Raw genomic sequence first — 26460 nt, 5'->3', positions numbered from 1 at the left:
TCACACCGTGACGCCGATTCTCGCTTTTTTCATCGGCGCCGCGCTGACCGTGCCCGCTGTGCTGCTCGGCCAGCGGGCGCTTCGTTGGCGCGCCCGCAACCGGGCGGATGACGGCGGGCAGGACGACACCGCAGCCGCAGTGAGCCAGGTCCTTCACCTGGTTACGCAGGGCTCGCCGACCGGAATCGCTGTCATCAACCGCGCCGGCAACGTGATGCTGTCCAACGCGCGCGCCCACGACATGTCCATCGTGCACGACGGTAGCGTCAACCCGCGTGTGCTCGAGGTGGCCGAAGAGGTGCTTGAGCAGCAGGAAGAGCAGGTGCTGGACCTGGATTTGCCGCAGCGCACCACGGGCAGCCGCATCCGCAATGTGCGCGCGCTGATTGCGCCGCTGATGCTGACGGACAACTCCTACGCCATCGTGTACGGCTCTGACGAGTCTGAAAACGTGCGCATGGAAAACGCGCGCCGCGACTTCGTGGCAAACGTCTCCCACGAACTGAAAACCCCGGTCGGAGGCATAGCGCTTCTTGCCGAGGCACTGCTGCAGGACCCGACGGACCCGGAGATGGTGGACTACTTCGGCACCAAGCTGCACAAGGAGGCCCACCGCATGGGGGAGATGATCACGGATCTGATCTCCCTGTCCAAGCTTCAGGGCGCGGAGGCGCTGCCGGACATGGCGCCGGTGCGTGTGGACGACATCGTGGACGACGCGGTTGCCCGCAACCTGGTCGCCGCTGAAAACCACGGCATTGAACTCACCCGCGGCCAGCGTTTGGGGCTGCGGGTGATGGGGGATCGGGCGATGCTCACCGTGGCGGTGTCCAACCTGATCACCAACGCGATCAACTATTCGCCGAGCGGGCAGCCGGTGAGCGTGACACAGAAGCCGGTGCGCGACAATGTGGTGCTGATCCGGGTCACGGACCGCGGCATCGGCATCGCGCCGGAGGACCAGAAGCGCGTGTTCGAGCGGTTCTACAGGGTGGATAAGGCGCGCTCGCGTTCCACGGGCGGCACGGGGCTGGGTTTGGCCATCGTGAAGCACGTGGTGGCGAACCATGGCGGTAGCATTACGTTGTGGTCGAGGCCTGGGACGGGCTCCACGTTCACCATTGAGCTGCCCCTGTATGACCCCGAGGCCGCCGGCAGAGCAGAAAAGGAAGAGTGAAGTGACGACCATTCTCATCGTTGAAGACGAGGAATCGCTGTCCGACCCTTTGGCCTACCTGTTGCGCAAGGAAGGCTTCGAGGCGGTTGTGGCCGCAGACGGGCAGGCGGGGCTGGACCTGTTCGCCTCCCAGGACATCGACCTGGTGCTGCTGGACCTGATGCTGCCGGGGATGAGCGGCACGGAGGTGTGCAAGAAGCTGCGCGCCGAGTCTTCGGTGCCGATCATCATGGTCACCGCCCGCGACAGCGAGATCGACAAGGTTGTGGGCCTGGAGCTGGGCGCGGACGATTACGTGACTAAGCCGTACTCCACCCGCGAGCTGGTGGCCCGCATCCGCGCGGTGCTGCGCCGCGGCCCGGAGACCGAGGTGGTCGAGGAAGACGACGAGCAGCTGCTGCAGGGCGGCCGCGTGACCATGGACGTGGAGCGCCACACGGTGCTTGTGGACGGCCAGCCGGTGCCCATGCCGCTCAAAGAGTTCGACCTGCTGGAGTACCTGCTGCGCAACGCGGGCCGGGTGCTCACGCGCGGCCAGCTGATCGACCGTATCTGGGGCGCCGATTACGTCGGCGACACCAAGACCCTGGACGTGCACGTCAAGCGCCTGCGCACGAAGATCGAGGCGCAGCCGTCGCGACCCACCCAGCTCGTCACTGTGCGCGGCCTGGGCTACAAATTCGAAGCGTAAGCGCGGCTACTCGCGCGCGGCTTGGGTTGCTGGGTGGGTGGCCCGGAGGTCGTCGCTAAGCTGGGCGCGCTTTTCGCAATGCTTGGCGACGACACGGTACGGCTTTTCGCCGATCAGCGCGACAAGCTCGTCTTTCATCGACTGCCAAATCGGCGTGCCACCGGTGTGGCACGCGGGGGCGGAGGTGCACCACCAGTCGAAGTCCTCTCCGCCGCCGCCCCACTGACGGCGGTGGTACTCGCCGATGGTGGTGCGCAGAATCTCCTGGCCGTCTGAGCGCTCCTCCCAGGCGTCCTCGCGGGAAAACGGCACCTGCCAGCACACCTCCGGTTTGGTGCCCACGATGTTGCGCCCTTCCGCCATGGCGAACTGGTGGAACGCGCAGCCCGCGCCGGTGGGGTGGCCGGGGCGGTTGGCGAAGATGCAGGCGCCGTCGACGACCTTGGTTTTGATGTGGGGGCCGGCCTCCTCGTCGTCGGGGTCGGGCTCGAGCGCGTTGTCGTCCTCTTCCTCGTCCCACTCCAGCCACGGCTCGAGCCACGTCGGGTCGTTGGCCGCGAAGTAGGCGTCCGTCTCTGCGGGCCGCAGCTGCCAGTACTTCGCCGGCATGTCCTTCACCGCGTTGTAGACGGTGTCGCGGTCTTCCTCGTCCGCGATGTAGGCGCCGTGGATGCAGCAGCCCACGGCCGGGTTGGATTCGTCGATGCCGTGGCACTCAGGGGTGCCGAAGCGGCAGGACCAGGTGGCCTCCGCCCAGGTCAGGTCGATGGAGAAGATGTGGTTCGGGTCGTCCGGGTGGACGAACTCGAACCATTCGCGCGGGAAATCGGGGCGGGTTTCGCGGCCCGCCAGGATGGAGCGGCCGGCTGGCGAGTCCGCCGGGAAGCCGAGAAAAACGGGTTTCGGGGCTGGTTGATTCACACCTGGACACGGTAGACCCGTTACCCTGGGGTGGTGCGATTAGGTGTATTAGATGTCGGCAGCAACACGATCCATCTCGTGGCGGTCGACGCGTACAGCGGTAGCCGGCCGACGCCGATGAGCGATTGGAAGCAGCCGCTGCGTCTCGTTGAGCTGCTGGACAAAAAGGGCAATATCGAGGACAAGGGCGTGGACAAGCTCGTCGACGCTGTCCAGGAGGCCTCCGACCTCGCGGACAACCTCAAGTGCGAGGAGCTCGTGGCGTTCGCCACCTCCGCGGTCCGCTCGGCCACCAACTCCGCGGACGTGCTCAAGCGCGTGGAGAAGAAGACCGGCGTGAAGCTGAACATCCTCTCCGGCGAGGAGGAAGCGCGGCTGACGTTTTTGGCGGCGCGCCGCTGGCACGGCTGGTCCGCAGGCCGCATCACCAACTTCGACATCGGCGGCGGCTCCCTGGAGATCTCCACGGGCACCGAGGAGATGCCGGACCTGGCGGTGTCCCTGGACCTGGGCGCGGGGCGCTTGACCCACGAGTGGTTCGACACCGACCCGCCGGAGCGCAAGAAGATCAACATGCTGCGCGACTACATCGACGCGGAACTCGCCGGTCCTGCCGAGCAGTTCAAGGCGATGGGGGAGACCGGTCTGGCCGTGGGCACGTCCAAGACGTTCCGTTCCCTGGCCCGCCTCACGGGTGCTGCGCCGTCGTCCGCCGGCCCGTTCGTGCAGCGCACGCTTACCGCGCCGGGTCTGCGCCAGCTCATCGCGTTCATTTCCCGCATGACGGCGGCGGACCGCGCGGAGCTCGAGGGCATCAACTCGGACCGCTCCCACCAGATCGTCGCAGGTGCGCTGGTGGCGGAAGCTGCGATGCGTGCGTTGAATGTTGATAAGTTAGAGATCTGCCCGTGGGCCTTGCGTGAAGGTGTGATTCTCAAGCGCATCGACAAGGGGTCTTTGGACGCTGAGATTCAAGCCAAAAAAGGAGACGACAACTAATGGCCGACAAACAGCTCACAGTTGCCGAGCTCCTCGCGCGCGCCGAAAAGGAAAACCCGTCCGGCGCGCGCCGCCCGCGTCGCCGCCGCAGCCTCGAGGACGGCGGCGTTTCCGTCGCCGAGCTGACCGACTCGTTTAAGAAGGTCGAGGCCAAGCCGACGGAGGTGAAGCACTCCAGCGTGCCTATCGACGCACCTTCGGATACCCCCAAAAAGACCCCCACCCAGGCGCCGAAACCTGAGCCGACGCCGGCCGCGCAGAAGCCGGCGTCGAAGACCGAGCCGAAGCCGGTGTCGAAGGTGGCTCCGAAGCCGGTGCCAGAGGCCGAGACGAAGGTGGCGCCGAAGCTGGCTGACAAGCCCGCGCAGGCGGAGTCCGTGAAACTGCGTCCGGCAGCCAAGCCGGCTGAGCAGGCTCCCAAGCCGGTGGAAAAGCCGGCCACTGCACCTGTGTCGAAGCCGGTATCCAAGCCTGTAGAGAAGCCCGCCCGGCGCCCGCGGCTTCCACCACCACGAAGGTTCAGCCGGCCAGCGACGACACGACGGTGCTGCGCAAGGTCGAAGCTGAGCCCGAGGACGAAGCTAAGCCCGAGGGCAAGGCGGAGCCCGTCGTAAAGCAAGAGCTCGCGCAGTCGGACGACACGGGCGAGATCCGCACCGTCGACGCGCCGGAGCCGCAGGCGCGCGAGGACTCCCTCGACGCCCCTGAGGCCGAATACGACACCGACTACGAGGTCGAGGAGGCGTCGGTCAACCCGATCCTGCTGGTCCTGCTGGTGTTCTTCGGCGTGCTGCTGGGTGTGCTGGGCTTCCTGGCGTTCAAGTGGCTGTGGGCCAACACGATGGCGATTGTGGCGGTACTCGTCGGCGTCGCCGCGGTGGCAGCGGCGGTCGCCGCCGTCGGTGCGATGGCTGGCAGCCGCGACAAGGTCACCATGATCATCGCCGGCCTGGCTGCCGCGGTGGTGGCCTTCGGCCCGGCACTGCTGTAAAACGCGCAACGACTTTTCAAAGGAGCGACATGGAACGCATCGCCGTCATTGGTGCAGGCAATATCGGCGAGGCTTTCATCTCGGGCCTCGTTGCCAATGGGGTGGAGCCGGGGTCTATTACGGCGACGAACCGGTCCTCGTCGAGAAGCGGTGAGCTCGCGGAGCGCTACGGGGTGCGCACCACCTCCGACAACCGCGAGGCCGTCCGCGACGCGGACGTGGCGCTGCTGTGCATCAAACCCGCGCAGATCCTGGACGTCATCGCGGAGGTCGGCGAGGAGCTCACCGACTCCGGCTCCGCCACCGTGCTGGTCTCCATGGCAGCGGGCGTGACCCTCGCCGCGATGGAGGATGCCGTCTCCGCCGCCGGCACCCCGATCGTGCGCGTCATGCCGAATACGCCGATGCTGGTGGGCAAGGGTGTCCTCGCCGCCGCCTGTGGACGCTTCGTCAGCGACGAGCAGCGCGAAGCCGTCGTGGAGCTGCTGTCCGCCGCGGGGCAGGTCGTGGAGGTTGCCGAATCCCAGATGGATGCCGTGACCGCGATCTCCGGTTCCGGCCCGGCGTACTTCTTCCTGGTGGCTGAGGCGCTTGTGGACGCGGGCGTGTCCCTCGGCCTGCCGCGCGACCTGGCCGAGCGGCTCGCCTGCGCTACCGCCGCCGGCGCTGGCGCGATGCTCGAGGGCGGGGACAGCCCCGTGCAGCTGCGGGCGAACGTCTCCTCGCCGGCCGGCACCACGGTGCGCGCAATCCGCGAGCTGGAGGAGTCCGGCCTGCGCGGCGCGTTCTACCGCGCCACCGAGATCTGCGCGGAGCGCTCGGACGAGCTGGGCAAGTAGCCCAAATCCCAACTTTCACAACCGTTTCTGTGGGTTCACTGCCTGCACTTTGAAAATTTTCTTCCACTTAAGTCGCACTCGACGCTGGTTTCACGTTAGGGTGGTTCAAGCACGTGCGTGTTCGTCCTGCGGGAGGGGAAGCCTGCAGCGCGTTTGCGTGCCGAGAGGTATGAATTAGTGGTTAACGAAGATAAAGGAAAGTTCCTGACGGTTGCCGAGGTCGCGGAGATCATGCGCGTATCCAAGATGACCGTCTACCGCCTCGTTCACTCCGGCGAGCTGCCCGCCGTCCGCGTGGGCCGCTCCTTCCGCGTGAACGAGACGGCAGTGAGCGAGTACCTGGAGTCCTCCGTCTACGACGTGGGATAGTCCAAGGGTCTCATTTACAGGACCTCGAGAACACACCCGCCGCACCGGTTTTCCGGTGCGGCGGGTGTTTTTGGCCCTGAAAAGCCCTGCCGGTATGCTTTGAACGATCAGGTCGGCCACTTCCTGTGGGAGTGTGCACCTCCCACGAACCGCGGAAGCGGTTGCGCCGGCCGCGTACGTACGCACTTTGAACAGGAAAGAGGTAGCCCAATGGGTTCAGTGATTAAGAAGCGCCGCAAGCGCATGTCCAAGAAGAAGCACCGCAAGATGCTCCGCCGCACCCGCGTGCAGCGTCGTAAGCTCGGCAAGTAAGCCGCGAGCGTTCACCCGCCTCCGTTTCGGGAGGCGGGTTTTTCGTGTCCGCGGCAGGATGACCGTCCGAGGATGCTTACTTCTAAACGCTTACTTCTCGACGAACACCCGGCCGCGACCGCCGCGTCACTCGAGAAGTAAGCATCCTGGGGTAAGCATCTAGCGCCGGTAAGCATCCTGGGGTAAGCATCTAGCCCCGCCGGCGCCACCACCACACACCGGCCACAGCCAACACGGCCGGAACCACGCCGGCGCGCACCACCCGGCGCACGGAGCGGTAGTCGCGCACCGCCCAGCCCTGGGCCTTGGCGTGCTTGCGCAGTGCCCGGTCCGGGTTGATCGCCACCGGCGAGCCGACCATTTCCAGCATGGGCAGGTCGTTGATGCTGTCGGAGTAGGCGGTGCACTTGGACAGGTCCAGCTGCTGCAGCGCGGCCAGCGCCGCCACGGCGTGCTTCTTGCCGGGGCCGTGGAGGATGTCGCCGACGAGGCGGCCGGTGAACTTGCCGTCTTTTTCCTCCGCCACGGTGCCCAGCGCGCCGGTGAAGCCGAGCGTTTCGGCGAGTGCTTGGCCGATCTGCACCGGGGTGGCGGATACCAGCCACACCTGCTGCCCGGCGGCGAGGTGCATGGCGGCCAGCTCGATGGTGTCGGCGTAGGACTTCTCCAGCATCCGGTTGTCCACGATCTCCCGGCACGCCTGCTTGAGCTCCGCCACGCTCTTGCCCTTCACAACAGCCAGGGCCTGCTCGCGGCCCTCGGCGATGTCGTCGGCGTTTTCGGAACCGGAGACGCGGTAGCGGATCTGCTTGTGTAGCGCAGGGGCGAGCTCGGACAGGGTGATAAACCGCTTCTTAAACAGCCCCTGCGCCAAAAGGATCAGCGATGAGCCCTGGATGAGCGTGTTGTCCACATCGAAAAACGCGGCGGCTTCGGTGTCCTGGGGGATCTCCGGATCGGGCGGGGTGATCTTCTGGCGGCCGGCGGTTTCGAAGGCGCCGCCGACGGAGTCCACGCCGAGCGCGAAGTCGTCGATGTTGATGCCGAAGGTCTCTTCCACCGCGGCGGCTGCGGCGGCGCGGCCGGCGGTGCGCTGCGCGTCGTCGTCGAGCGGGGGCATCACGCGCTCCTCTAAGAAGCGGCGCAGGTTGCCCTGGGATTGGGACCACTGCGCGAGGATTTCGCGCTGATCAGACATGGAACTACGGGCCCTTTCGGGTGGGGGTGTTAGCGTGTGCAATCGTACAACGCCCTGGCAATGGCACTCACAGGAGGAGCGGGGATGAAAAAGGTGGAGCTGATGGTCCGGTCCACGTGCGGTTCGTGCGAGCGGGTGGCGGGCCAGATCGCGCCTGTCGTCGCAAAGCATGGCGTTCAGCTCGCGCTTGTGGACGTGGACCAAGACCCCGAGTTGGCCGCGGAGTACGGCGACCGCGTGCCTGTGGTTGTCATTGACGGCGAGGAGTTTGCCTGCTGGGAAGTGGACAACGACGACCTCGACGCGGAGCTGTCCAACTAAAGGACTATTCTCTAGTGTGATTTTCAACTGACTGGAGGGTTTTGCGTGAGTGTTCTGCTTGTGGGGATGTCGCACAGGTCGGCGCCTGTGGCCCTGCTGGAGCGGCTCAGCATGGACGCGGAGGTCCAAAACGGCACGGCGGGCGCCCTCATCGCGAAGCCGTCGCTGTCTGAGGCGATGATTATCTCCACGTGCAACCGCCTGGAGGTCTACACCGTCACCAACGCGTTCCACGCCGGGGTGGAGGATGTGCTGCGGGTGCTTGCGGACGTCTCCGGGGTCGACGCGGCTGAACTGCGCCGTTATCTCTACGTGCGCTACTCGGACGCGGCCGCGGAGCACATTTTCACGGTGGCGTCCGGCCTGGACTCGATGGTGGTGGGCGAGCAGCAGATCATCGGCCAGGTGCGTTCCGCCTACGTCGACGCCGTGGAGCGCGGCACCGTGGGCCCGAGCCTGCACTCGCTGGCCCAGGCGGCGCTGCACACCGGCAAGCGCGTCCACTCCGAGACGGGCATCGACGATTCGGGCGCGTCCATGGTCACCGTCGCGCTCGAGGAGGCGATGGAGCGAATGCTTGTCGACGACCTCCGGGGCAAAACCGCCCTCGTCCTAGGCGCCGGCGCGATGAGCTCGCTGGCCGCAACGCATCTGGGCAAGAAGGGCATTGACAAGCTGGTGCTGGCCAACCGCACCCGCGACCGCGCGGAGCGCCTCGCCGAGCACTCCCGCGAGGCCGGCGTGCCCGCCGAGGTGGTGGACTTCGCCGACCGCGCCTCGGTGCTGGACCGCGTGGACCTGGTGGTCTCCGCCACCGCCTCCGACGAGTTCACCATCACCCCGGCCGACATCCCCGGCCCGCTGGTGCTGGCGGATTTGTCGCTGCCGCGCGACATCGACGACGCGGTGACGGACATCGACGGTGTGCACCTGGTCAACATCGAGTCGCTGCACGAGAAGATGCGCGGCAGCGACGACGAGGACTCCCGGGCGCTGCGCCGCGCCGAGGAGATCGTGGCCGAAGAGGTGGACACGTTCGGCTCGGAGCAGCGCGTGCGCGAGGTCGCCCCGGCGGTGACGCGGTTGCGCCGCAACGCCGCGGAGATTTCCGGCCAGGAGCTGCAGCGCCTGCGCACCCGTCTGCCGAAGATGTCCGAGGACGACTTTGATCAGGTCAGCCGCATGGTCAAGCGTGTCGTCGATAAGCTTTTGCACCAGCCGACAGTGAAGATCAAGGAGCTGGCGGCAGCGTCGGAGACGGTGAGCGTGGAAGAGGCGGTCACCGAATTGTTCGGGCTGGAAAGCCCCTCCGTGGCGGTGGACGCGCAGAAGCTGCCGCTGCCCGAGGAACTGCACGGCAAGGAGAAGTAGATGTTCAAAATTGGCACACGCGGATCCCACCTGGCCACCACCCAGACCGGGCACGTCCGCGACGCGCTGGGCGAGCACGGTCACGCGGCCGAACTGCAGATCGTGACCACCCCGGGCGACTTGTCCCAAGCGCCCGTGGAGCGCATCGGCGTCGGCGTGTTCACCTCCGCGCTGCGCGACGCGCTGTTTCACGGCGAGGTCGACATCGCCGTCCACTCGTTCAAGGACCTGCCCACTGCCGACGAGCCGCGCGCCCACATGATCATCCCCGTGCGCGAGGACAGCCGCGAAGCACTCATCGCCCGCGACGGCCTGACCCTGGCCGAGCTGCCCGAAGGCGCGCGCGTGGGCACCTCCGCGCCACGCCGCGTCTCCCAGCTCAAGGCCGTGCGCCCCGACCTGGACATCCGCCCGCTACGCGGCAACATTGAGCGCCGCATGTCGTATGTGGAAGACGGCGAGCTGGACGCGATCATCCTGGCCTACGCAGGCCTCGTGCGCGGCGGATACGGCGACCGCGCCACCGAAGTCTTCTCGCCCGAGGTGTTCATGCCGGCTCCCGCCCAGGGCGCGCTGGCCGTGGAGTGCCGCTTCGACGACGCCGTGGCGCGCGAGGCGATTGACACACTTATCGACGCCTCCGCCACCGCCGAATCCACCGCCGAGCGCGCCGTGCTGGCCCGTTTGGAGGCGGGTTGCACCGCGCCGGTCGCCGCCTCGGCGGTGTTCGACGGCTCGGGCGTGACCCTGCGTGCCGGCGTGTTCGCCCTGGACGGCTCCCGCCAGCTGGTGGAGGAAGCCCAGGGGGCAGACCCGGCCGAGCTGGGCCGCAAGGTCGCCGAGGTGCTGCTGGAGCGCGGCGCCGCCGACCTGATGGAGTAGCGCTGGAGCGGCAGCTTTGCGGATCGTCTAGCAGTCTCGCTCGTGCTGCTAGACGATCCGCCTGCGCGCGAGGCATTTCCCCAGGTGATATTGGAAATGCTTCTCGGCAGCGGCGAGATCGTCTAGCAGAGTTACTGCGCTGCTAGACGATCCGGGGGTTGAGGCTCCGGGCGGTGCGGACGGAGCGGAATACAGCGCTGGTTTTGTTCTCGGGCTGAAGCATTTTATGGTGGAGATACCATACGTTCAATACCCTCCGCGCAATCGGGTCGGTGGGCCGTTGTGAGGCCGATCAACACCGCGAACCCAGCCGCGCGGGGGCGGTTTATTTGTGCCTAGAAGAGATTTCTCCATGACAGAGCCCACTCACACCCCCCAGCCGGGGAAGGTGATCTTCGTTGGTGCTGGACCGGGTAACCCTGAATTGCTCACGGTTCGCGCTCGCGAAGTAATGGAATCCAATTCTATCGCCCTCGTGGACCCTGAGGTGTCAGCGGGGGTCCGAAGTGTCGTCGCGGCGGCGCTGCCAGTGCCGAAAGCCAAGATGGACGCGGCCAACGAGCGCTACGAGAAAATGTGCGCGGAGGCGAAAGAGGCTGGCGCGCGGCGCAAGCCGCCCCGCCCAGAGGACCCGACTGCTGCGGAGTTGCAGGAGGTTGGGCTGGACGGCGGAGTGATCGTCGAGAAGCTGAAGCTCGCGCTTAACGACGCCGCGGAAGCGGTGGAGCGCGGCGAAGCCGGCGACGGCGACGTCATCCGCCTGGTATGCGGCAACCCGCTGACGCGCGACTCAGTGATGGAGGAGATCTCCGCGGTGGCCGCCGAGGGCATGGAGTTCCAGGTGGTGCCGGGGATGTCGCTGCCGTCGACGGTGCCGTCGTTCGCCGGAATCGCGCTGGGATCGACGTACACGGAAGCCGACCTCAACAACGGCGGCGTGGACTGGGACCAGCTCGCATCCGCTCCGCAGCCGCTGGTGTTCCAGGCGAACCAGGAGCACCTGGCGGAGATGGTGGAGCAGCTCACGCAGCGAGGCTTCCAGGCGTCCACCCCGGTGACGGTGACCACGCGCGGTACCACCCGCCTGCAGCGCACGTTCGACGCGACGCTGGGTACCGTGGGCAAGCTCGACGCAGAGCTGGAGGGCCCGCTGGTGGTCACCCTCGGCACCGCGGCGGACGACCGCTCGAAGTACTCGTGGTGGGAAAACCGGCCGCTGTACGGCTGGCGCGTGCTTGTGCCGCGCGCGAAGTCGCAGGCAGGGGTGATGAACGCCCGCCTGTCGCAGCACGGCGCGATCCCGCAGTCCGTGCCCACGATCTCGCTGGAGCCGCCGCGCAACCCGGCGCAGATGGACCGCGCGATCAAGGGCATCGTGGAGGGCCGCTACCAGTGGATCCTGTTCACCTCGGTCAATGCCGTCGATGCCGTGTGGTCGAAGTTTGAGGAGCTGGGCCTGGACGCCCGCTCGTTCGCCGGCGTGCACCTGGGCGCGGTGGGGCAGAAGACCGCCGACGCGCTGATCGCCCGCGGCATGCAGCCGGAGCTTGTGCCGCACCGCACGAAGCAGAACGCGGCCGGTCTGGCGGAGGCGTTCCCGGAGTACGTCGAGGACATCGACCCGGTTTCGCGCGTGCTGCTGCCGCGCGCGGACCTCGGCTCCGACGTGCTGGTGGACGGCCTGCAGGAGAAGGGCTGGGAGGTCGACGACGTGGTCGCCTACCGCACCGTGCGCGCCGCCCCGCCGCCGCCGGAGACGCGCGACATGATCAAGACCGGCGGCTTCGACGCCGTGTGCTTCACGTCCCCGTCGACGGTGAAGAACCTCGTGGGTATTGCGGGCAAGCCGCACTCGCGCACGATCATCGCCTGCATCGGCCCGGTCACCGAGGCGGAGGCGCGGGAGCAAGGCTTGCGTGTCGACGTCGTCCCGGAGGTCGCCGACATCCCCAACCTCGTCGACGCCCTGGCCGACCACGTGGCAGGGCTGCGCGCGTCGGGGCAGTTGCCGCCGCCGCGCAAGAAGCGTCGGAAGGCAGCGAAGGCTGAGAAGAGCGCCGGCGGGGACACCGCGGCCGCAGCCGGCTAGAAACGCGCCGGCTGGGTCGTGTCGGGTGCGCGTTCTAAGATGTGGCGCATGGCTGATTACGACTTGATTCGACGCCCCCGCCGCTTGCGACAAACCCCCGCTCTCCGTGAGTTTGTCACGGAGACGCGCCTGCACCCGGCCGACTTCATCCTCCCGCTGTTCATCGCCGACGGCATCGACGCTCCGCGCGAGATCCCGTCGATGCCGGGCGTGTACCAGCACACCCCGGAATCGCTGGTAGAGATCTGCCGCGAGGCGCTCGACGCCGGAGTGAAGTGTGTGGACCTGTTCGGCGTGCCGCGCGAGGAGGACAAGGACGCCACCGGCTCCGTCGCCGTTGCCGAAGACGGCGTGCTTAACCGCGCGATTGCGCTGCTGCGCAAGGAGTTCGGCGACGAGCTGATCATCATGGCGGACACCTGCCTGGACGAGTTCACGGACCACGGCCACTGCGGCGTGCTCACCACCGACGCGCACGGCAGGGAAGTGGTGGACAACGACCCCACCGTGGAGATCTACTGCGACATGGCGGTGGCTCAGGCGCGCGCGGGCGCGCACATTGTCAGCCCGTCCGGCATGATGGACGGCCAGATCGAGCAAATTCGCAGGGCGCTTGATCGCGCGGGTTTCGCCGACGTCGCCATCATGGCCTACTCCGCGAAGTACGCCTCCAAGTTCTTCGGGCCGTTCCGCGACGCGGTCGGCTCCTCGCTGAAGGGCGACCGCCGCACCTACCAGCAAGACCCGGCGAACGTGCGCGAGTCGCTTTTGGAAACGGAGCTGGACATCGCCGAAGGCGCGGACTTTGTCATGGTCAAGCCCGCGCTGCCGTACCTGGACGTGCTGGCCAAGATCGCGGAGATGTCCCCGGTGCCGGTGGCCGCCTACCAAGTCTCCGGCGAGTACGCCATGCTCAACGCGGCCGGTCAGAACGGCTGGATCGACTACGAGGAGACGATGATGGAAGCACTGATGTCCATCAAGCGCGCCGGGGCAGACCAAATTTTCACCTACTACGCCATCGAGGCAGCAAAGAGGCTCAATGGTTAGCTTGCCCCCAATGAATCCGGGATCACCGAGCCGGGTGGGACCGGAGGCCGTCGAGAAGCACAAGGGCTCCATGCCCGAAGCTGTGCGCTACATGCTCGCGGCCTGGACCGTGATGATCGGCGGGGAACTACTGCACCAGATCTTCGCCGTGGCGGCGAGCGTGATCGACCCGTCCGCGCTGCGCGAGGTGGCCAAGGAGCGCGCCACCAACGGCGACGGCGAGGTCTCCGAGGCGCTGATGAACGCCAGCGTGTACGGCTCGATCTTCATCATGGCGCTGCTGCAGCTCGGCGTGATCCTGCTGTTCGTCTTCGCGCTGCGCGCGGTACAAAAACAGGCGAAATGGGCGGAAAACGCCCGCAGGCTGCTGCAGATCTTCTCCGTCTTCTTCGCCCTGCGCATGGTCACGCTGTTCATGATGGTGCCGGCCTCCACCGCGGTGCCGACGGCCATGTTCGGCATAGACGGCGTCATCCAGATCATCCTTGGTGTTGCGGGCATCCTGGGCATCATCTATTCAGTTGACAAGGATTCCGTGGCGTGGACCAAGCCGCCCAAGGACAAAACCAGCGGTAATGCTGATGCGGCGGGAGCGCCGGAGAAGAAGGAGAGCTAAGCGGTGGCAGGGATGTTCCCAACCATGGTGTCGGACCCGAACGACAGGAACCGGCGCTTCACCGGCGAGGTCGGCCCGGCGTGGCCGAAGCCGCTGAAAATCGGCTACTACCTGTGCCTTACCGCGGCGGTGCTGATGTTCGTCATCGCGTTTTTGACCATGGCCAACGGGGTGCCGGACCGGCTACCGGATACGTGGATGATTGAGGGGGCCGACGAGGAGCTCATTGATAGATTCGCGCGCAACCTGCGGGTCTACACCTGGGGCAGCATCATCCTCGGCGCACTCATTACCTCGTGCTGCGCCTACCTGCCAAAAGGCTCGAAGGTGGCGCGTCGCTGGCTGGCCGGGTTCATCGGCCTGGCGGTGTTTTTGCAGCTGGCCAGCTTCTTCGTCGGCGTGGCCGGCTGGGCCGCGTTCGTGGTGGTCGGCGTGCTGGTCTTCGCCCTGTTCTTCATGTTCCGCCCGGCCGCCAACGCGTTTGTAGATAAGCGCAGCGGCGACGTCTGGGAAGGCGTGGAATGAGCAAATACGAGGGCGGGGACCTGGAAAAGCTCAGCACCACCGGGCGCGAAGGCGCCAAGTTGGAGCAGCTGAGCGGCGAGGAGCTCGACAACTACATCGAGGCGGCCCGCGACGCCGCCCGCCAAGCTGGCATCGACCCAGCCACGGCACGGCGCGACCTGGACGGCGAGCTCGTGCGCCCCAACGCCTCCTACGCCTTCGAACTGCGGGGAGTGGAAGACGGCCCGCAGCTGACGGAGATCGAGGACGCCCTGGAATCTATGGAAGGCGTCTCCGCCCGCCTGGTGTACCCCACCCGCATGGCGTGGGTGACCGCACCGGCGACCATGCCGCCGCACCACCTGATCAAGATCATCGAACAATTCGGCGTTACCGCAGTGATCACGGACTCCACGCTGCAACGCCGCGCGCACGGCCGGTACTGGTCGGAGCACCCGATGCCGCGCCGCGCCAAGCACCACCGCAAGGAAGAAGCGGCACACCTGCTCGCCCGCGCCCAAGGATTCGTGCAGAACAAGCCCCGTACGGGGCGCCGCAGCGGCGACGTGCTGTTTACCGCCCGCGACTTGGTTACCCCGGGAAGGCTTTGGCTGGCGGTGGTGCTGACCATACCGGTACTGCTGCTCACCTACGTGCCCGCCCTCGGGTTCCCCGGCTGGCAGTGGGTAGCGTTCGCCCTGACCACCCCGGTGGCGCTGTGGTGCGCCTCCCCGTTCCACCGCGCGATGGCCGGCGGCGTGCGCCGCGGCCTTTCGGCACTGGACGGCGCGAGTTCCATCGCTATCTTGGCGGCCTACCTGTGGTCATTCGCCGTGCTGCTGTTCACTGAGGCGGGCCACATTGGCTACGAGTCCAGCGGCGCCTGGGCGCCGCTGGAGATCGGCCGCGGCCCGGAGCTCTACCTCGAGGTCGCCTGCACCGTGACCACGTTGCTGCTGCTCGGCCGCTTCTTCTCGATACGCGTGCGCACAAACCTGCTGGACGAGCTGGAGGCGCGCCGCCCCGGCGCGGAGTCCCTTTACGAGGTCACCCACCGCAAGAAGGGCGGCGGCTGCGAGCGGCTCCCGGCCACAGAGATCATGCGTGGCGACGACGTCCGTGTGCGCGCCGGGCAGGTCATCCCCGTCGACGGAGAGGTCGTCGGTGGCTCCGGCGAAATCGGCTGGGAGCTGGTGAACACCCACGACAGTCCGCAGATAAAGGTAGGCAAGCGCGTGGTCGCCGGGTCCGTGGTGCGCGAAGGCGACATCAAGGTCCGCGCCGTCCGCGTCGGCCACACCACGCTGTTGACCGCTGTGCAACGTTGGCTGGAGGAGGCGTCGCGCCATCAAAACGCCGCGACGATGGTCTCCACCCGGTCTGCCAGCATGCTCATCCCGGCCGCGTACGCGATTGCCGTGCTGGACTTCGGCCTGTGGCTGCTGTTTACGGGCAACGTCAACACCGCGGCGTCGACAGCCTTGGCGATCCTGATCGTGGTCGCCCCGTTCAGTTTGGCCATTTCGCCGGCGCTGGCCATCCGCCAGGGCATCGAGGCTGCCGTGCGCAACGGCGTGCTCATGCGCGACGGCAACGCGCTGCGGATTCTGTCCAAGGTGGACACGGTGGTGTTCAACCGCGTGGGCACGCTCGTGCTGCCGGAGATGCACGTGGAAACGGTCACCGCCGCAGCCGGGGAAAGCAGCGAGCTGGTGCTGCGCATCGCCGGCGTGCTGTCCGCGGACTCGGACCACCCGGCCTCCCGCGCCATTGTGAAGGCGGCCCGCGAAGTGCGCGACGCCCGCACCGGGGACCCGCGCCTGCCGGACTGGATCGAAGTCAGCGACGACACGATCACCCCGGACGGCGAGTTCGGCGGCCGCGTCACCGCCACCTGGGGTAACGGCGATAACGCCCGCACGCAAACGTACGACGCCTCCCTGTGGCGCCCGACCAACCTCTCCCAGCTCAAAGGCAAGCTGTCGGTGGCCGCCACCACCGGCGGCACCCCGGTGGTGGTGCGCTGGGACGGCAAGGACCGCGGCGTGATCACCTTGTTCGACCCCGCCAAGGAAGACGCCATTGAGGCGGTGGACACCCTGGAATCCATGGGCGTGGAAACCGTGATGCTCTCGCGCGACACCTACCCGGTGGCGCGCCGCTTCGCGGACTTTTTGGGCATCTCGCAGGTGCTCGCCGGCATCCGCTCCAATGAGAAACCCGCCGCGGTGCGCGCCCTGCACACCCAGGGCGGCATCGTGGCCATGGTGTGCGATTCCAGCGTGCTGCCGGTGCTGCGCGTGGCGGACTCCGGCATCCTCTACGCCGGCGAGGACCTCTACAGCACCAAGGTGCCGAACTGGAACAACGTCAGCGACGTCGTGCTTATCCGCAACGACGTCATGGCTGTGCCCCAGGCCATCGAGCACGCCCGCCGCGTCAACCGCATCGCCGACAGGAACCTGTGGTTCGCCGGAATCTACAACGCGGCCGCCATCATCCTCGCGGCCGCGGGCGTGCTGCCGCCAGTGGGCGCGACCCTGCTCATGCTGGGAAGTTCCCTGCTTGTGGAGTACAGCTCCCGCCGCGCCAGCCGGTTCCGGGTTCACGGCCTGCGCCGGTAGGCTTGAGTGCCATGACCAGACGCGACCTCCCCAACGCACCACTGCTCGAGGCGGCCCACGGCCGCACCCCCTCGCGCACCCCGGTGTGGTTCATGCGCCAGGCCGGCCGCTCCCTGCCCGAGTATCGCGAAGTGCGCGAAGGCATCCCCATGCTGGACTCGTGCTTCATGCCGGAGCTGCTCGCGGAGATCACGCTGCAGCCGGTGCGCCGCCACGACGTCGACGCCGCGATCCTGTTTTCCGACATCGTGGTCCCGCTCAAGGCGGCGGGCGTGGACGTGGAGATCGTGCCCGGCCGCGGCCCGGTGATGGGGGAGGCGGTGAGGGGGCGGAGTGACGTCGAGAAGCTGCCTGTGCTTGACGACGAAGTCGCCGCCGTGTCCGATGGCATCCGCATCATCCTCGACGAACTGAGCGACACCCAAGCCTTGATCGGGTTTGTCGGCGCGCCGTTTACGCTGGCCAGCTACCTCGTCGAGGGCGGACCGAGCAAGAACCACGAGAAGACCAAGGCGATGATGCACGCCGAGCCGGAGACCTGGCACGCGCTGATGCGCCGCTTGGTGCCCACCATCGTCGCCTTTCTGCGCACGCAGGTCGAAGCCGGCATCGACGCGATGCAGCTGTTCGACTCCTGGGCGGGTTTCCTCACCGAAGCGGACTACCGCGAATTCGTTCTGCCGTACTCGGTGGAAATCCTCGAATCCGTGGCAGGAGAGATCCCGCGCATCCACTTCGGCGTGACCACCGGCGAACTGCTCGGCGCGATGTCCGAGGCCGGCAGCGAGGTCATGGGTGTGGACTGGCGCGTGCCGCTGGACACGGCCGCGACGCGGTTCGCCTCCCCGCGCGTGCTGCAGGGCAACCTGGACCCGGCCATGCTGTTCGCCGGCACCAACGTGGTGCGCGGCGAGGTCGCGCGCATCAAAGCCGAGGCCGCGCGTGCCATTGCAGCTGGCGACGCTACCGGGCACATCTTCAACCTCGGCCACGGCGTATTGCCCACCACCGACGCGGACGCGATCACCGAAGCCGTAGCGATCATCCACGAGGAGAGCTAATGAACATTGCCATCATCGGCGCAGGTCTTGCGGGGCTGACCGCCGCATACGAGCTTCGCAGCACGGGCTCCGCCCGCGCAGGGGAAGAAGACGACCTCAAGGTCGACGTCTACGAGGCCACCGACCGCCTCGGCGGCAAGCTCCACACCGTCGCCTTCGAGGCCGGCCCCACCGACATGGGCGCCGAGGCGTTCCTGGCGCGCCGCCAGGACGCCGTGGAATTCTTCACCGAGCTCGGCCTCACCGACTCCCTGGTGGAGCCCTCCGGCCTGCGCTCGCTGGTGTGGGTCGACGGCGAGGCGCGCGCGCTGCCCACCGGTGGGGTGATGGGCATCCCGTCCACCTCCGAGACTGTCAAGCACCTGGTCAGCGAGGACACCGCGCAGCGCATCGACACCGAGGCCGACCGCGAAGGCTTCGACTGGGAAGTCGGCGGCGACGTCAACGTCGGCAAGCTTGTGCGCGAGCGTTACGGCGACGAAGTGGTGGACAACATCGTCTCCTCCCTGCTCGGCGGTGTGTACTCCTGCATCGCCGACGACCTCGGCGTGCGCGCGACCATCCCGCAGCTAGCGGAGGAGTTCGACCGCCTCGCCGCCGACGGGCCAGTGCACCTGTCCACCGCCGTGGCCAACCTGGAGCGCTCCCGCCGCGAGATGCCCACCGGCCAGGGCGCGGTGTTCAAGACGTTCCGCGACGGCTACCAGGAGCTCTACGAAACCCTTGCCGAAAAATCCGGCGCCGACATCTACATCGACGCGTTTATTTCGGCCATCAGTCTCGAAGGCTCGGCTGAGGCACCGAAGTACCGCCTCAAAGGCGGGGAGGACAAGGCCTACGACCACGTCATCCTCGCCGTACCCGCCCCCACCGCGGCGCTGCTGCTCAAGGACATTGCGCCCGAGGCCTCCGAGGCGCTGAAAACCGTGAAGCTGGCCAACTCGGCGGTGGTGGGCATGCGCTTTGCCACCGACGAGGGCCTGCCGCAGAACTCCGGCGTCCTCGTATCCACCGGCGCCGAGGACGTCCACGCGAAGGCGTTCACGTTCTCCTCGCGCAAGTGGCCGCACCTCGCCGAGCGCGGCGGGGCACTGGTGCGCGCCAGCTTCGGCCGCTTCGGCGACAACGTCGCCATCACCGCCTCCGAGGACGACCTCGTGGACTGGGCCCTCGACGACCTCGAAACCATCACCGGCTTCGACGGCCGCGCCGCCGGCCTCGAGGAAATCTACGTCCAACGCTGGCTCGGCGGCCTGCCCCGCTTCGACGAGAACCACCTCGCCACCGTGTCCAAGGTGCGCAGCCTGCTTCTCGACGAACCAAAGGCCTCCCACATCTCCCTCACCGGCGCGTGGGCCGGTGGGGTCGGCGTGCCGGCGGTTATTGCCGATGCGAGGGCCGTGGCGGCAGCTGCCGTCGCAAAGCAAAAGCCCTAAACCAGCGGGAGGTCCCGGCTGCCAGTGCGCTCTGGAAGCTCGAAGTTGTCGAAGCCGCCGTATTCCCGTGAAAGCTCGTAGATGAGCCGGCCGGCATCGACAGGGCGTGTGCCTCGGTCGGATTCGTTTTGTGGTGTTTCCATGTTGCGCCTCCTCTCTGAGTCGCGTGCACGCAGAACCTAGCACCTCATTCTCCGCTTGGGTAGGGGGTGCGGGCGGATGTGCACTAGGTTGATCACCTATGGAAGAACACGCGGATCCACGCGAGAGGGCTGCCGAGCCTGCTGAGCCTGCCGAGAAGGAATGGTGGGAAGAAGACGGCCTGCCTTGGAACGGCAAACCCACCAAAGCCGACTACTGGTGCCTGGGCTGGTTCGGCTTCGTCGGCATCTTCGGCCTGGCCATGATCCCGCTGCGGGCGTGGCTTTTGGGCCTGGACCCGCCGATCATGCTGGCGCTGACAGGCTCACGCGTCGGCGCCGCGTCCACCGGTGCGCTCGCCGCGGTGGGGGAGGCGCCGCACTGGCTGCTGTTCCTGCTCATCGGCTCGATCGTGAACATCAAGTTCGACTGGATCTACTGGTGGGCCGGCAAACTCTGGGGCCGCGGGATCCTCGACGTGCAGGCCGCGAACTCGCCGCGCGCCGCGAAAAACATCGAGCGCGTGGAGAAGTGGGCCATCAAGCTGGGCTGGCTGGGCATCTTCCTCGCCTACGTGCCCATCCCGCTGCCGATCGCGTTCGTGGTGTTCGTGCTCATGGGCATGACCGGGATGCCGCTGTGGAAGTTCATGGTCCTGGACTTCATTTCCAAAACCATCTGGTCCTTCCTCTACCTGGGCCTGGGCTGGTGGATCGGTGAGCCGGTCGTGATGGTGCTGGAGCAGTACGCCAAGGTGGCCAACTGGATCGCCATCGCGCTGCTGGTGGTGGTGTTCTACGGCATCTTCCGCAACCAGGGGAAGAAAAAGCCCGAAGCCGAGGTCGTGGGCAACGAGATCGAGGCCGGGCGGTAGGGCGGCCGGGCGGCGCCGAAAGTCGAGCGGCGGAGGTCGAGTTCGCCCTGTTTTAGGCCCGGACTCGACCTCCCGGACTCGACTTTCGCGTCGCTGGACCGAAGGGGGCCTGACAGATTCCGCCGGGCGTCTGCGCCGACCTGGGGCGATGGGGGCAGCCTGACAGATTCCGCCGCGAAGTGCCGGGCACCAGGGCGCGGCTAACGGTTGACCACGACGGTGGAGAAGTCCTCGTCGCCGTGGCCGGCGTCCTGCTGCGCCTCCAACGACGCCAGGGCGGCGGAGACGGCGGGCAGGTCCTGGTCAGCGGACGCGAGCATCAGGCGGGCGTCCTTGGCGATGGCGTCGGCGGTGAAGTCGCCGGGCGAGGTAGAGCGCTCGCCAAGCAGGAACGGCGACTTCATGTTCACAATGAACTCCAGGCCGGTGGAGTCGAGCATGTCCACCACCTGCTCTTCCGACAACCCCTGGGATTCGCCCAACACCAGCGCTTCCTTGAACCCTTCGATGGTGACGGCCAGGGCGAGGTTGGCAAGCAGTTTGCCCACGGCGGCGCCGGCGGCGGTGTCCACCTCCTTCAGCCGCTCAGGGTTGGCGGCGGCCCAGGGGGCAACGACGTCGGCGACTTTAGAGCGTCGAGAGGCATCGGCGCCCCCGACGTACACGCCGAGCTTGCCGGCGCGCGCGGGCGGGAGCGAGCCGACGACCGGGGTGTGCACGTAGCCGGGCACGGCGTCGGCGAAGGCGGCGGCGTCCGCGGGCGAGATGGTGGTGGCGTCGGCCCAGGTCACGCCCTCGGGGATCAAACCTGGCTCGATCACCACCTCACGCACGATGTCGGGGCCGAACAGGCAGGTGATCACCAGCTCGGCGCCCTCGACGGCTTCCGCGGGGGAAGACGCAGCCTGAGCCCCGCGCGAGACCAACGGCTCGGTCTTCTCGGCGGTGCGGTTCCATACGGTCAGTTCGTGGTCGTCGACAAGCTTGAGCGCGAGCTCCGTGCCCATGCGGCCGAGGCCTAAAAACGCGATTTTCATATGGCCTAGGATAGACAACCATGACTGCGGAAAAGCCGACTTCAGCTAACACCCAGCGCTCGCACGAACTGTTCGAGCGGGCGCAGAAAACCACCCCGGGCGGCGTGAACTCGCCGGTGCGCGGCTTCGGCTCGGTGGGCGGGCAAACCCGCTTCATCCAGAGCGCGCACGGCTCGAAGCTTGTGGACGTGGACGGCAACTCGTACGTGGACCTGGTGTGCTCCTGGGGCCCGATGGTGCACGGCAACGCCCACCCGAAGATCGTCGAGGCCGTGGAGAAGGCCCTGCGCAACGGCCTGAGCTTCGGCGCGCCCACGGAGGCGGAGATCGAGATCGCGGAGCACATTGTGAAGCGCACGTCGGTGGAGGAGGTGCGCATGGTCAACTCCGGCACGGAGGCCACCATGTCCGCCGTCCGCCTGGCGCGCGGGTTCACGGGCCGGCCGAAGATCCTCAAGTTCGAAGGCTGCTACCACGGCCACGTGGACGCGCTGCTGGCGTCTGCGGGCTCCGGCATCGCCACGTTCTCCCTGCCGGATTCCCCGGGTGTCACTGGCGCGCAGGCGAAGGACACCATCGTGGTGCCGTACAACGACATCGAGGCGGTGGAGCGCGCGTTCCGCGAGAACGAGGGCGAGATCGCCGCGGTCATCGCCGAGGCGGCCGCGGGCAACATGGGCACCGTCGCCCCGCAGAACGACTTCAACGCCAAGCTCAAGGAGCTCGCGCATCTCAACGGCGCGCTGCTGATCCTCGACGAGGTCATGACCGGTTTCCGCACCTCCTACGCCGGCTGGTACGGCGTTGACAACGTTGCGGGCGACCTGACCACCTTTGGCAAGGTCGTCTCAGGCGGCCTGCCCGCCGCGGCGTTCGGCGGCCGCCGCGACATCATGGAGCACCTCGCGCCGAACGGCCCCGTCTACCAGGCGGGCACCCTGTCCGGTAACCCGGTGGCGATGGCGTCCGGCCTGGCCTCGCTCGAGCTGGCCAGCGAGGACATCTACCCGACGCTGAACAAGAACGCGGATCTGCTGGAGCGTTTGCTTCACGACGCCCTCACGGCCGAAGGCGTCACCCACCACATCCAACGCGCGGCGACCATGCTCTCCGTCCGGTTCGGGGAGGGCGAGGGCCACAACTTCGCCGACATGCAGGCCGCCGACACGTTCCGCTACGCCCCGTTCTTCCACGCCCTGCTGGACGCTGGCGTGTACGCGCCGCCGAGCGCGTTTGAGACCTGGTTCGTCTCCACCGCTCTGACGGACGAGGACTTCGGCCGCATCGAGGACGCGCTGCGCTCCGCCGCGAAGGCCGCCGCGGCGGCGAAACCCGCGGAGGCCTAAATGACCAGGACGACGGTGCACCTGGTGCGCCACGGCGAGGTGTACAACCCGAAGAAGATCCTCTACGGGCGCATGCCGGGCTACCACCTGTCTTCCCGCGGCAACTCCATGGCCGTGGCCACCTCAAAGTTTTTCCGCGGCCGCGATGTGGTCTACCTTGCGGCGAGCCCGCTTGAGCGCGCGCAGGAAACAGCCCGCCCGATCGCGGAGGTCACCGGCTGCGAGGTGGACACCCGCGAGGACATCCTGGAGGCCGGCAACACCTTTGAAGGCCTGCGCACGAAGGGGTGGCGCTCGCAGCTGATCAACCCGATCCGCTGGCGGCACATGACCAACCCGTTCGAGCCGAGCTGGGGCGAGCCCTACCAGGAGATCTTCGAGCGCATGTGGTCCGCCGTCGAGGATGCCCGCGACAAGGCCGAAGGCCACGAGGCCGTGATGGTCAGCCACCAGCTGCCGATTGTCACCGTGCAGCGCCACGTGCAGGGCAAGCGCCTGGCGCACGCGAGCCGCAACTGCGACCTGGCGAGTGTGACCTCACTTGTGTTTGACGGCGGCAGTGTTGTTGACTGGGCCTACAGCACTCCTGCCCAGCACATTTGAGAGGTACTATGCGCAAGCTTTTCGCCGCGCCGCTTTGTGCGGCCGCGCTTTTGCTGACAGCCTGCTCCGGCGCGGACAACGGCGGCAACTTCGCGTTCCACTCGCCGGGCGGGCAGACTGAAATCTTCTACGAGGAGGCGGACCGCAAGCCCCTGGCCGGCTTCGAGGGCGAGTCGCTTCTCGACGAAGGCCAGACCATCGCCCTGAGTGATTTCGAGGGCGAGATCGTTGTGCTCAACGCGTGGGGCCAGTGGTGCGCGCCGTGCCGCGCGGAAGTGGACGACTTGCAGCAGGTGCACGAGCATTTGCAGGAGCAGAACTCCGGCACGGTGCTGGGCATCAACGTACGCGACCCGAACCCGCAGATCGCGCGGGATTTCCTGGCGGATAACGGGGTGACCTACCCGTCCATCTACGACCCGCCGTTTAAGACCGCCGCCAACTTGGGCGGCGTGCCGTCCTCGGTGATCCCGACGACGATCGTGCTGGACAAGCAGCACCGCCCGGCGGCGGTGTTCCTCCGTGAGATCACCGCGGACGATCTGCTCGAGGTCATCGACCGCCTCGACGGGGAGGCCTAGGTGGGCTTCGCCGATTTTGTCGCCGATGGCCCGCTGCTGCTCGGCCTGCTCGCCGCCGCGGTTGCCGGGTTAGTCTCGTTCGCCTCGCCGTGCGTGATCCCGCTGGTGCCGGGCTACATCTCGTATCTGACCGGCGTGGTCGGCGGCGAGATGACGCTGGATGAAAAGGGCGCGCGCGTGTCCCGCAAGCACTGGGCGGTCGCCGGTGCTGCCCTGCTGTTCATCGCCGGGTTCACCGTGGTGTTTCTGCTTGCCACCGTCACGGTGTTCGGCGCGGTCAGCGCCATCGCGCTCAACGCGCAAACGCTCACCCGCATCGGCGGGGTGGTCACCATCCTCATGGGCCTGGTGTTCATGGGGGCTGTGCCCGCGCTGCAAAAAGACACCCGCTTCCAGCCGAAAAAGTGGACCACCATCATCGGTGCGCCCCTGCTCGGCGGGATCTTTGCACTCGGCTGGACACCGTGCCTGGGTCCCACACTGACCGCCATCGTCTCGGTGTCAGTGGGCACCCAGGGCTTCACCGCGGCGCGCGGCGTGCTGCTCGTCATCGCGTACTGCATCGGGCTGGGCTTGCCGTTTCTGCTTGTCGCGTTCGGCTCGTCAAAGGCCGTGCGCAGCATCGACGTGCTGCGCCGCCACTCCCGCGGCATCCAGATCGCTGGCGGCGTCGCCATGATCGTTGTCGGCATCATGCTGCTCACCGGCGCCTGGGACGTGTTTATCGGTTGGTCGCGCCAACTCGTCGACGGATTCGGAGGGACGATCATCTAAATGAAGACGGCACAGACCTGGCTGAAAAAGGCGTGGCACTGGCTCACCAGCATGCGCACCGCGCTGATGCTGCTGTTCGTGCTGGCCGTGGCGTCCATCCCAGGCGCGCTTCTGCCGCAGCGCACCGTGTCGTCCTCGCTGGTGGACGACTACCTCAAGGCCAACCCCACCACCGGCCCCATCTACGACAAGCTGCAGCTTTTCGACGTCTTCCAGTCTACGTGGTTCCTCGCCATCATCCTGCTGCTGACCATCTCCCTGGTCGGCTGCATCATCCCGCGCTCCATCGACCACTGGCGCGCCTACAAGGCCAAGCCGACGCGCGCGCCCAAGTACTTGGGGCGCATGCCGCACCACGTGGAGGGGGAGGTTGCGGGGGCGCCGGAGGACGTCGAGAAGCAGTTGCGCAAGCAGCTGAAACGCTGGCACGTGGCGTCCTACAAACCGGACGAGGACCGCGCCGGGGCGTTCTCGATCTCCGCGGAGCGCGGCTACACCCGCGAGCTGATGAACCTGATTTTCCACATCGGCATCGTCGCCATGATCCTCACCTTCGTGGCCGGCCGCATGGTCTTCTACGAAGGCCAGGTCATCGTGGTCACCAACTCCGAGGCCGAATCCGCGGTGCCGGTGGAGCAATCGCGGGTGTTCTGCAACACTTCGCCCGCCAACTTCGACGTCTTCCGGGCAGGCCCGCTTTTCGACGGCACCGGCCTGACCCCGTTTTGCTTCGAATCCCAGAACTTCTCGGCCACCTACCTGAATAACGGGCAGGCCAACGAGTTCTCCTCCGACATCACCTACACCGACGACCTGTCGGTCCCGCAGGAGGAGTGGACGCCCACGAGCCTGGCGGTGAACCACCCGCTGCGCGTGAGCGGCGACCGTGTCTACCTGCAGGGCCACGGCTTCGCCCCGCAAGTAACCATCACGTGGCCGAACGGGGAGACCCGCACGCAGATGATGCAGTTTCGGCCCACTGACGTGTTCACGTTCCTGTCCTCCGGCGTGATGCGCTTCGACCCGCCCGCCGGCATGTACCCGGACCTGGCGGAGCGCCGCCAGCACCAGATCGCCATCGAGGGCAACTTCGCGCCCACCGCCCGCTGGGCCGGGCCGAACGGCGACCAGCTGCAGTCCGCGTTCCCCTCCATGGACGACCCGGCAGTGTCCGTGGACGTCTACGTCGGCGACGCAGGCCTGGACACCGGCCGGCCGCAAAACATCTTCGTGCTGGACCAGTCCCTGGTGGCCGACGGGCGCCTGGAAAAGGTCTCCCGCGTCCAGCTCACCCCCGGCTCCGAGGCCACCGTGGACACCGGCGACGGCGAGGTGAAGGTGCGCTTCGACGGCGCCGCCGAGTACGCCAACTACCAGATCTCCCGCGACCCGATGCAGGTGTGGGCGCTGGTCTCCACCGCGATCATGCTCGGTGCGCTCGCCGGCTCGTTGGCCATCAAGCGCCGCCGCGTGTGGGTAAGAATTCGCCCGGGTACCTCGGGCCACACCCACGTCGAAATCGCCGGGCTCGCCCGCACCGACCGCGCCGGGTGGGGCCGTGAATTCGACGACATCGCCGCCGCCATCCTCGGGCTCGACCCCGACGACGATGAGGGCGAGCAGGGGGAGTTCAACCCCTATGACCTTTGATAA

At 67.1% G+C, this 26460-nt stretch carries 28 protein-coding genes; 24 read left to right on the top strand and 4 right to left on the bottom strand.

The annotated features are described in order from the left end of the window. Positions 1-7: 7 nt before the first annotated feature. Both ACF3NP_RS09060 and ACF3NP_RS09055 read left to right on the top strand, forming a co-directional pair. Positions 8-1177 (top strand): ATP-binding protein, encoded by a 1170-nt coding sequence (locus tag ACF3NP_RS09060; RefSeq protein WP_181889698.1) that lies wholly within the window; start codon positions 8-10, stop codon positions 1175-1177. Position 1178: 1 nt separating this feature from the next. After that, positions 1179-1868: a response regulator transcription factor gene (locus tag ACF3NP_RS09055; RefSeq protein WP_181889699.1), complete on the top strand. Its 690-nt coding sequence runs from the start codon at positions 1179-1181 to the stop codon at positions 1866-1868. 6 nt (positions 1869-1874) lie between these two features. Here ACF3NP_RS09055 and ACF3NP_RS09050 read toward each other — a convergent pair whose 3' ends face one another. Next, on the bottom strand, positions 1875-2789 hold the full coding sequence (locus tag ACF3NP_RS09050; protein ID WP_181889700.1) for a hypothetical protein: 915 nt from the start codon (positions 2787-2789) through the stop codon (positions 1875-1877). 33 nt (positions 2790-2822) lie between these two features. Between ACF3NP_RS09050 and ACF3NP_RS09045 the strand changes: the two genes are divergently transcribed. From ACF3NP_RS09045 to ACF3NP_RS09020, 6 genes are all read left to right on the top strand, one after another. Next, positions 2823-3788, top strand: coding sequence for a Ppx/GppA family phosphatase (locus tag ACF3NP_RS09045; protein ID WP_239307410.1), 966 nt, complete (start codon positions 2823-2825; stop codon positions 3786-3788). Beyond that, entirely contained in the window at positions 3788-4402 is a 615-nt protein-coding gene (locus ACF3NP_RS09040) for a hypothetical protein (RefSeq protein WP_392398636.1), read from the top strand. The genes ACF3NP_RS09045 and ACF3NP_RS09040 overlap by 1 nt, the downstream gene beginning before the upstream one ends. Then, complete coding sequence (locus ACF3NP_RS09035) at positions 4333-4779, top strand: hypothetical protein (RefSeq protein ID WP_392398635.1); 447 nt, start codon at positions 4333-4335, stop codon at positions 4777-4779. Before ACF3NP_RS09040 ends, ACF3NP_RS09035 begins: the two co-directional genes overlap by 70 nt. 29 nt (positions 4780-4808) lie before the next feature. Further along, the gene (gene proC, locus ACF3NP_RS09030) at positions 4809-5618 is read left to right on the top strand and encodes a pyrroline-5-carboxylate reductase (RefSeq protein WP_181889703.1); all 810 of its coding nucleotides are present in this window, start codon (positions 4809-4811) and stop codon (positions 5616-5618) included. A 177-nt stretch (positions 5619-5795) separates the two neighbouring features. Further along, positions 5796-5987, top strand: a complete 192-nt coding sequence (locus tag ACF3NP_RS09025; RefSeq protein WP_034997092.1) for a helix-turn-helix domain-containing protein — start codon at positions 5796-5798, stop codon at positions 5985-5987. A gap of 210 nt (positions 5988-6197) precedes the next feature. Continuing rightward, positions 6198-6299, top strand: coding sequence for a 30S ribosomal protein bS22 (locus tag ACF3NP_RS09020; protein ID WP_003855542.1), 102 nt, complete (start codon positions 6198-6200; stop codon positions 6297-6299). Positions 6300-6489: 190 nt separating this feature from the next. Here the strand turns inward: ACF3NP_RS09020 and ACF3NP_RS09015 are convergent, their stop codons facing one another. After that, the gene (locus tag ACF3NP_RS09015; protein WP_181889704.1) at positions 6490-7497 is read right to left on the bottom strand and encodes an HAD family hydrolase; all 1008 of its coding nucleotides are present in this window, start codon (positions 7495-7497) and stop codon (positions 6490-6492) included. Between the two features lie 84 nt (positions 7498-7581). Here ACF3NP_RS09015 and ACF3NP_RS09010 point away from each other — a divergent pair, with 84 nt between their 5' ends. The 10 genes from ACF3NP_RS09010 (at position 7582) to ACF3NP_RS08965 (ending at position 19451) form a co-directional block, all read left to right on the top strand. Further along, complete coding sequence (locus tag ACF3NP_RS09010; protein WP_070475288.1) at positions 7582-7818, top strand: glutaredoxin family protein; 237 nt, start codon at positions 7582-7584, stop codon at positions 7816-7818. A gap of 66 nt (positions 7819-7884) precedes the next feature. Next, positions 7885-9189, top strand: coding sequence for a glutamyl-tRNA reductase (locus tag ACF3NP_RS09005; RefSeq protein ID WP_202032279.1), 1305 nt, complete (start codon positions 7885-7887; stop codon positions 9187-9189). Next, positions 9190-10071: a hydroxymethylbilane synthase gene (gene hemC, locus ACF3NP_RS09000; protein ID WP_181889706.1), complete on the top strand. Its 882-nt coding sequence runs from the start codon at positions 9190-9192 to the stop codon at positions 10069-10071. A gap of 352 nt (positions 10072-10423) precedes the next feature. Next, entirely contained in the window at positions 10424-12160 is a 1737-nt protein-coding gene (locus ACF3NP_RS08995) for a uroporphyrinogen-III synthase (RefSeq protein ID WP_181889707.1), read from the top strand. A gap of 48 nt (positions 12161-12208) precedes the next feature. Beyond that, positions 12209-13210 (top strand): porphobilinogen synthase, encoded by a 1002-nt coding sequence (gene hemB / locus ACF3NP_RS08990; protein WP_370642067.1) that lies wholly within the window; start codon positions 12209-12211, stop codon positions 13208-13210. Positions 13211-13220: 10 nt separating this feature from the next. Then, on the top strand, positions 13221-13826 hold the full coding sequence (locus ACF3NP_RS08985; RefSeq protein ID WP_181889709.1) for a hypothetical protein: 606 nt from the start codon (positions 13221-13223) through the stop codon (positions 13824-13826). A 3-nt stretch (positions 13827-13829) separates the two neighbouring features. After that, a complete protein-coding gene (locus ACF3NP_RS08980) occupies positions 13830-14351 on the top strand; it encodes a hypothetical protein (protein WP_181889710.1) in 522 nt (173 codons plus the stop codon). Continuing rightward, positions 14348-16954 carry a heavy metal translocating P-type ATPase gene (locus tag ACF3NP_RS08975; RefSeq protein ID WP_181889711.1) on the top strand — a complete coding sequence of 869 codons (2607 nt, stop codon included), beginning with the start codon at positions 14348-14350 and terminating at the stop codon, positions 16952-16954. Before ACF3NP_RS08980 ends, ACF3NP_RS08975 begins: the two co-directional genes overlap by 4 nt. 11 nt (positions 16955-16965) lie before the next feature. Next, the gene (gene hemE / locus ACF3NP_RS08970; protein ID WP_181889712.1) at positions 16966-18015 is read left to right on the top strand and encodes a uroporphyrinogen decarboxylase; all 1050 of its coding nucleotides are present in this window, start codon (positions 16966-16968) and stop codon (positions 18013-18015) included. Continuing rightward, on the top strand, positions 18015-19451 hold the full coding sequence (locus tag ACF3NP_RS08965; protein WP_392398634.1) for a protoporphyrinogen oxidase: 1437 nt from the start codon (positions 18015-18017) through the stop codon (positions 19449-19451). Before hemE ends, ACF3NP_RS08965 begins: the two co-directional genes overlap by 1 nt. On the opposite strand, the gene ACF3NP_RS08960 is transcribed toward ACF3NP_RS08965, so the two are convergent. Then, positions 19448-19594 carry a hypothetical protein gene (locus ACF3NP_RS08960; RefSeq protein ID WP_181889714.1) on the bottom strand — a complete coding sequence of 49 codons (147 nt, stop codon included), beginning with the start codon at positions 19592-19594 and terminating at the stop codon, positions 19448-19450. The genes ACF3NP_RS08965 and ACF3NP_RS08960 overlap by 4 nt on opposite strands. Positions 19595-19692: 98 nt before the next feature. On the opposite strand from ACF3NP_RS08960, the gene ACF3NP_RS08955 reads away from it, so the two are divergent. Continuing rightward, complete coding sequence (locus tag ACF3NP_RS08955) at positions 19693-20466, top strand: DedA family protein (protein WP_181889715.1); 774 nt, start codon at positions 19693-19695, stop codon at positions 20464-20466. A gap of 200 nt (positions 20467-20666) precedes the next feature. Here the strand turns inward: ACF3NP_RS08955 and ACF3NP_RS08950 are convergent, their stop codons facing one another. Beyond that, on the bottom strand, positions 20667-21503 hold the full coding sequence (locus ACF3NP_RS08950) for an NAD(P)-dependent oxidoreductase (RefSeq protein ID WP_181889716.1): 837 nt from the start codon (positions 21501-21503) through the stop codon (positions 20667-20669). Positions 21504-21523: 20 nt separating this feature from the next. On the opposite strand from ACF3NP_RS08950, the gene hemL reads away from it, so the two are divergent. From hemL to resB, 5 genes are read left to right on the top strand one after another with little or no spacing between them, the layout of a single operon-like run. Next, entirely contained in the window at positions 21524-22849 is a 1326-nt protein-coding gene (gene hemL, locus ACF3NP_RS08945) for a glutamate-1-semialdehyde 2,1-aminomutase (protein ID WP_181889717.1), read from the top strand. Next, on the top strand, positions 22850-23452 hold the full coding sequence (locus tag ACF3NP_RS08940; RefSeq protein ID WP_181889718.1) for a histidine phosphatase family protein: 603 nt from the start codon (positions 22850-22852) through the stop codon (positions 23450-23452). A gap of 8 nt (positions 23453-23460) precedes the next feature. Next, positions 23461-24033: a TlpA family protein disulfide reductase gene (locus ACF3NP_RS08935; RefSeq protein ID WP_070475275.1), complete on the top strand. Its 573-nt coding sequence runs from the start codon at positions 23461-23463 to the stop codon at positions 24031-24033. Beyond that, entirely contained in the window at positions 24034-24807 is a 774-nt protein-coding gene (locus ACF3NP_RS08930) for a cytochrome c biogenesis protein CcdA (protein WP_181889719.1), read from the top strand. After that, positions 24808-26457, top strand: coding sequence for a cytochrome c biogenesis protein ResB (gene resB / locus ACF3NP_RS08925; protein ID WP_181889720.1), 1650 nt, complete (start codon positions 24808-24810; stop codon positions 26455-26457). Positions 26458-26460: the final 3 nt, after the last annotated feature.

Source organism: Corynebacterium lehmanniae (assembly GCF_043161975.1).
Classification (GTDB): domain Bacteria; phylum Actinomycetota; class Actinomycetes; order Mycobacteriales; family Mycobacteriaceae; genus Corynebacterium; species Corynebacterium lehmanniae.
Note: the sequence above shows the minus strand (reverse complement) of the source record. Positions and strands in the feature narration are given on the sequence as shown.

Excerpts from the sequence above, each read along its gene's own strand:
- ACF3NP_RS09040 (WP_392398636.1), top strand. The coding sequence starts at position 3,788 with ATGGCCGACAAACAGCTCACAGTTGCCGAGCTCCTCGCGCGCGCCGAA.
- proC (WP_181889703.1), top strand. The coding sequence starts at position 4,809 with ATGGAACGCATCGCCGTCATTGGTGCAGGCAATATCGGCGAGGCTTTC.
- ACF3NP_RS09020 (WP_003855542.1), top strand. The coding sequence starts at position 6,198 with ATGGGTTCAGTGATTAAGAAGCGCCGCAAGCGCATGTCCAAGAAGAAG.
- ACF3NP_RS09015 (WP_181889704.1), bottom strand. The coding sequence starts at position 7,497 with ATGTCTGATCAGCGCGAAATCCTCGCGCAGTGGTCCCAATCCCAGGGC.
- ACF3NP_RS09010 (WP_070475288.1), top strand. The coding sequence starts at position 7,582 with ATGAAAAAGGTGGAGCTGATGGTCCGGTCCACGTGCGGTTCGTGCGAG.
- ACF3NP_RS09005 (WP_202032279.1), top strand. The coding sequence starts at position 7,885 with ATGTCGCACAGGTCGGCGCCTGTGGCCCTGCTGGAGCGGCTCAGCATG.
- hemC (WP_181889706.1), top strand. The coding sequence starts at position 9,190 with ATGTTCAAAATTGGCACACGCGGATCCCACCTGGCCACCACCCAGACC.
- ACF3NP_RS08995 (WP_181889707.1), top strand. The coding sequence starts at position 10,424 with ATGACAGAGCCCACTCACACCCCCCAGCCGGGGAAGGTGATCTTCGTT.
- hemB (WP_370642067.1), top strand. The coding sequence starts at position 12,209 with ATGGCTGATTACGACTTGATTCGACGCCCCCGCCGCTTGCGACAAACC.
- ACF3NP_RS08985 (WP_181889709.1), top strand. The coding sequence starts at position 13,221 with ATGAATCCGGGATCACCGAGCCGGGTGGGACCGGAGGCCGTCGAGAAG.
- ACF3NP_RS08975 (WP_181889711.1), top strand. The coding sequence starts at position 14,348 with ATGAGCAAATACGAGGGCGGGGACCTGGAAAAGCTCAGCACCACCGGG.
- hemE (WP_181889712.1), top strand. The coding sequence starts at position 16,966 with ATGACCAGACGCGACCTCCCCAACGCACCACTGCTCGAGGCGGCCCAC.
- ACF3NP_RS08965 (WP_392398634.1), top strand. The coding sequence starts at position 18,015 with ATGAACATTGCCATCATCGGCGCAGGTCTTGCGGGGCTGACCGCCGCA.
- ACF3NP_RS08960 (WP_181889714.1), bottom strand. The coding sequence starts at position 19,594 with ATGGAAACACCACAAAACGAATCCGACCGAGGCACACGCCCTGTCGAT.
- ACF3NP_RS08955 (WP_181889715.1), top strand. The coding sequence starts at position 19,693 with ATGGAAGAACACGCGGATCCACGCGAGAGGGCTGCCGAGCCTGCTGAG.
- ACF3NP_RS08950 (WP_181889716.1), bottom strand. The coding sequence starts at position 21,503 with ATGAAAATCGCGTTTTTAGGCCTCGGCCGCATGGGCACGGAGCTCGCG.
- hemL (WP_181889717.1), top strand. The coding sequence starts at position 21,524 with ATGACTGCGGAAAAGCCGACTTCAGCTAACACCCAGCGCTCGCACGAA.
- ACF3NP_RS08940 (WP_181889718.1), top strand. The coding sequence starts at position 22,850 with ATGACCAGGACGACGGTGCACCTGGTGCGCCACGGCGAGGTGTACAAC.
- ACF3NP_RS08935 (WP_070475275.1), top strand. The coding sequence starts at position 23,461 with ATGCGCAAGCTTTTCGCCGCGCCGCTTTGTGCGGCCGCGCTTTTGCTG.
- resB (WP_181889720.1), top strand. The coding sequence starts at position 24,808 with ATGAAGACGGCACAGACCTGGCTGAAAAAGGCGTGGCACTGGCTCACC.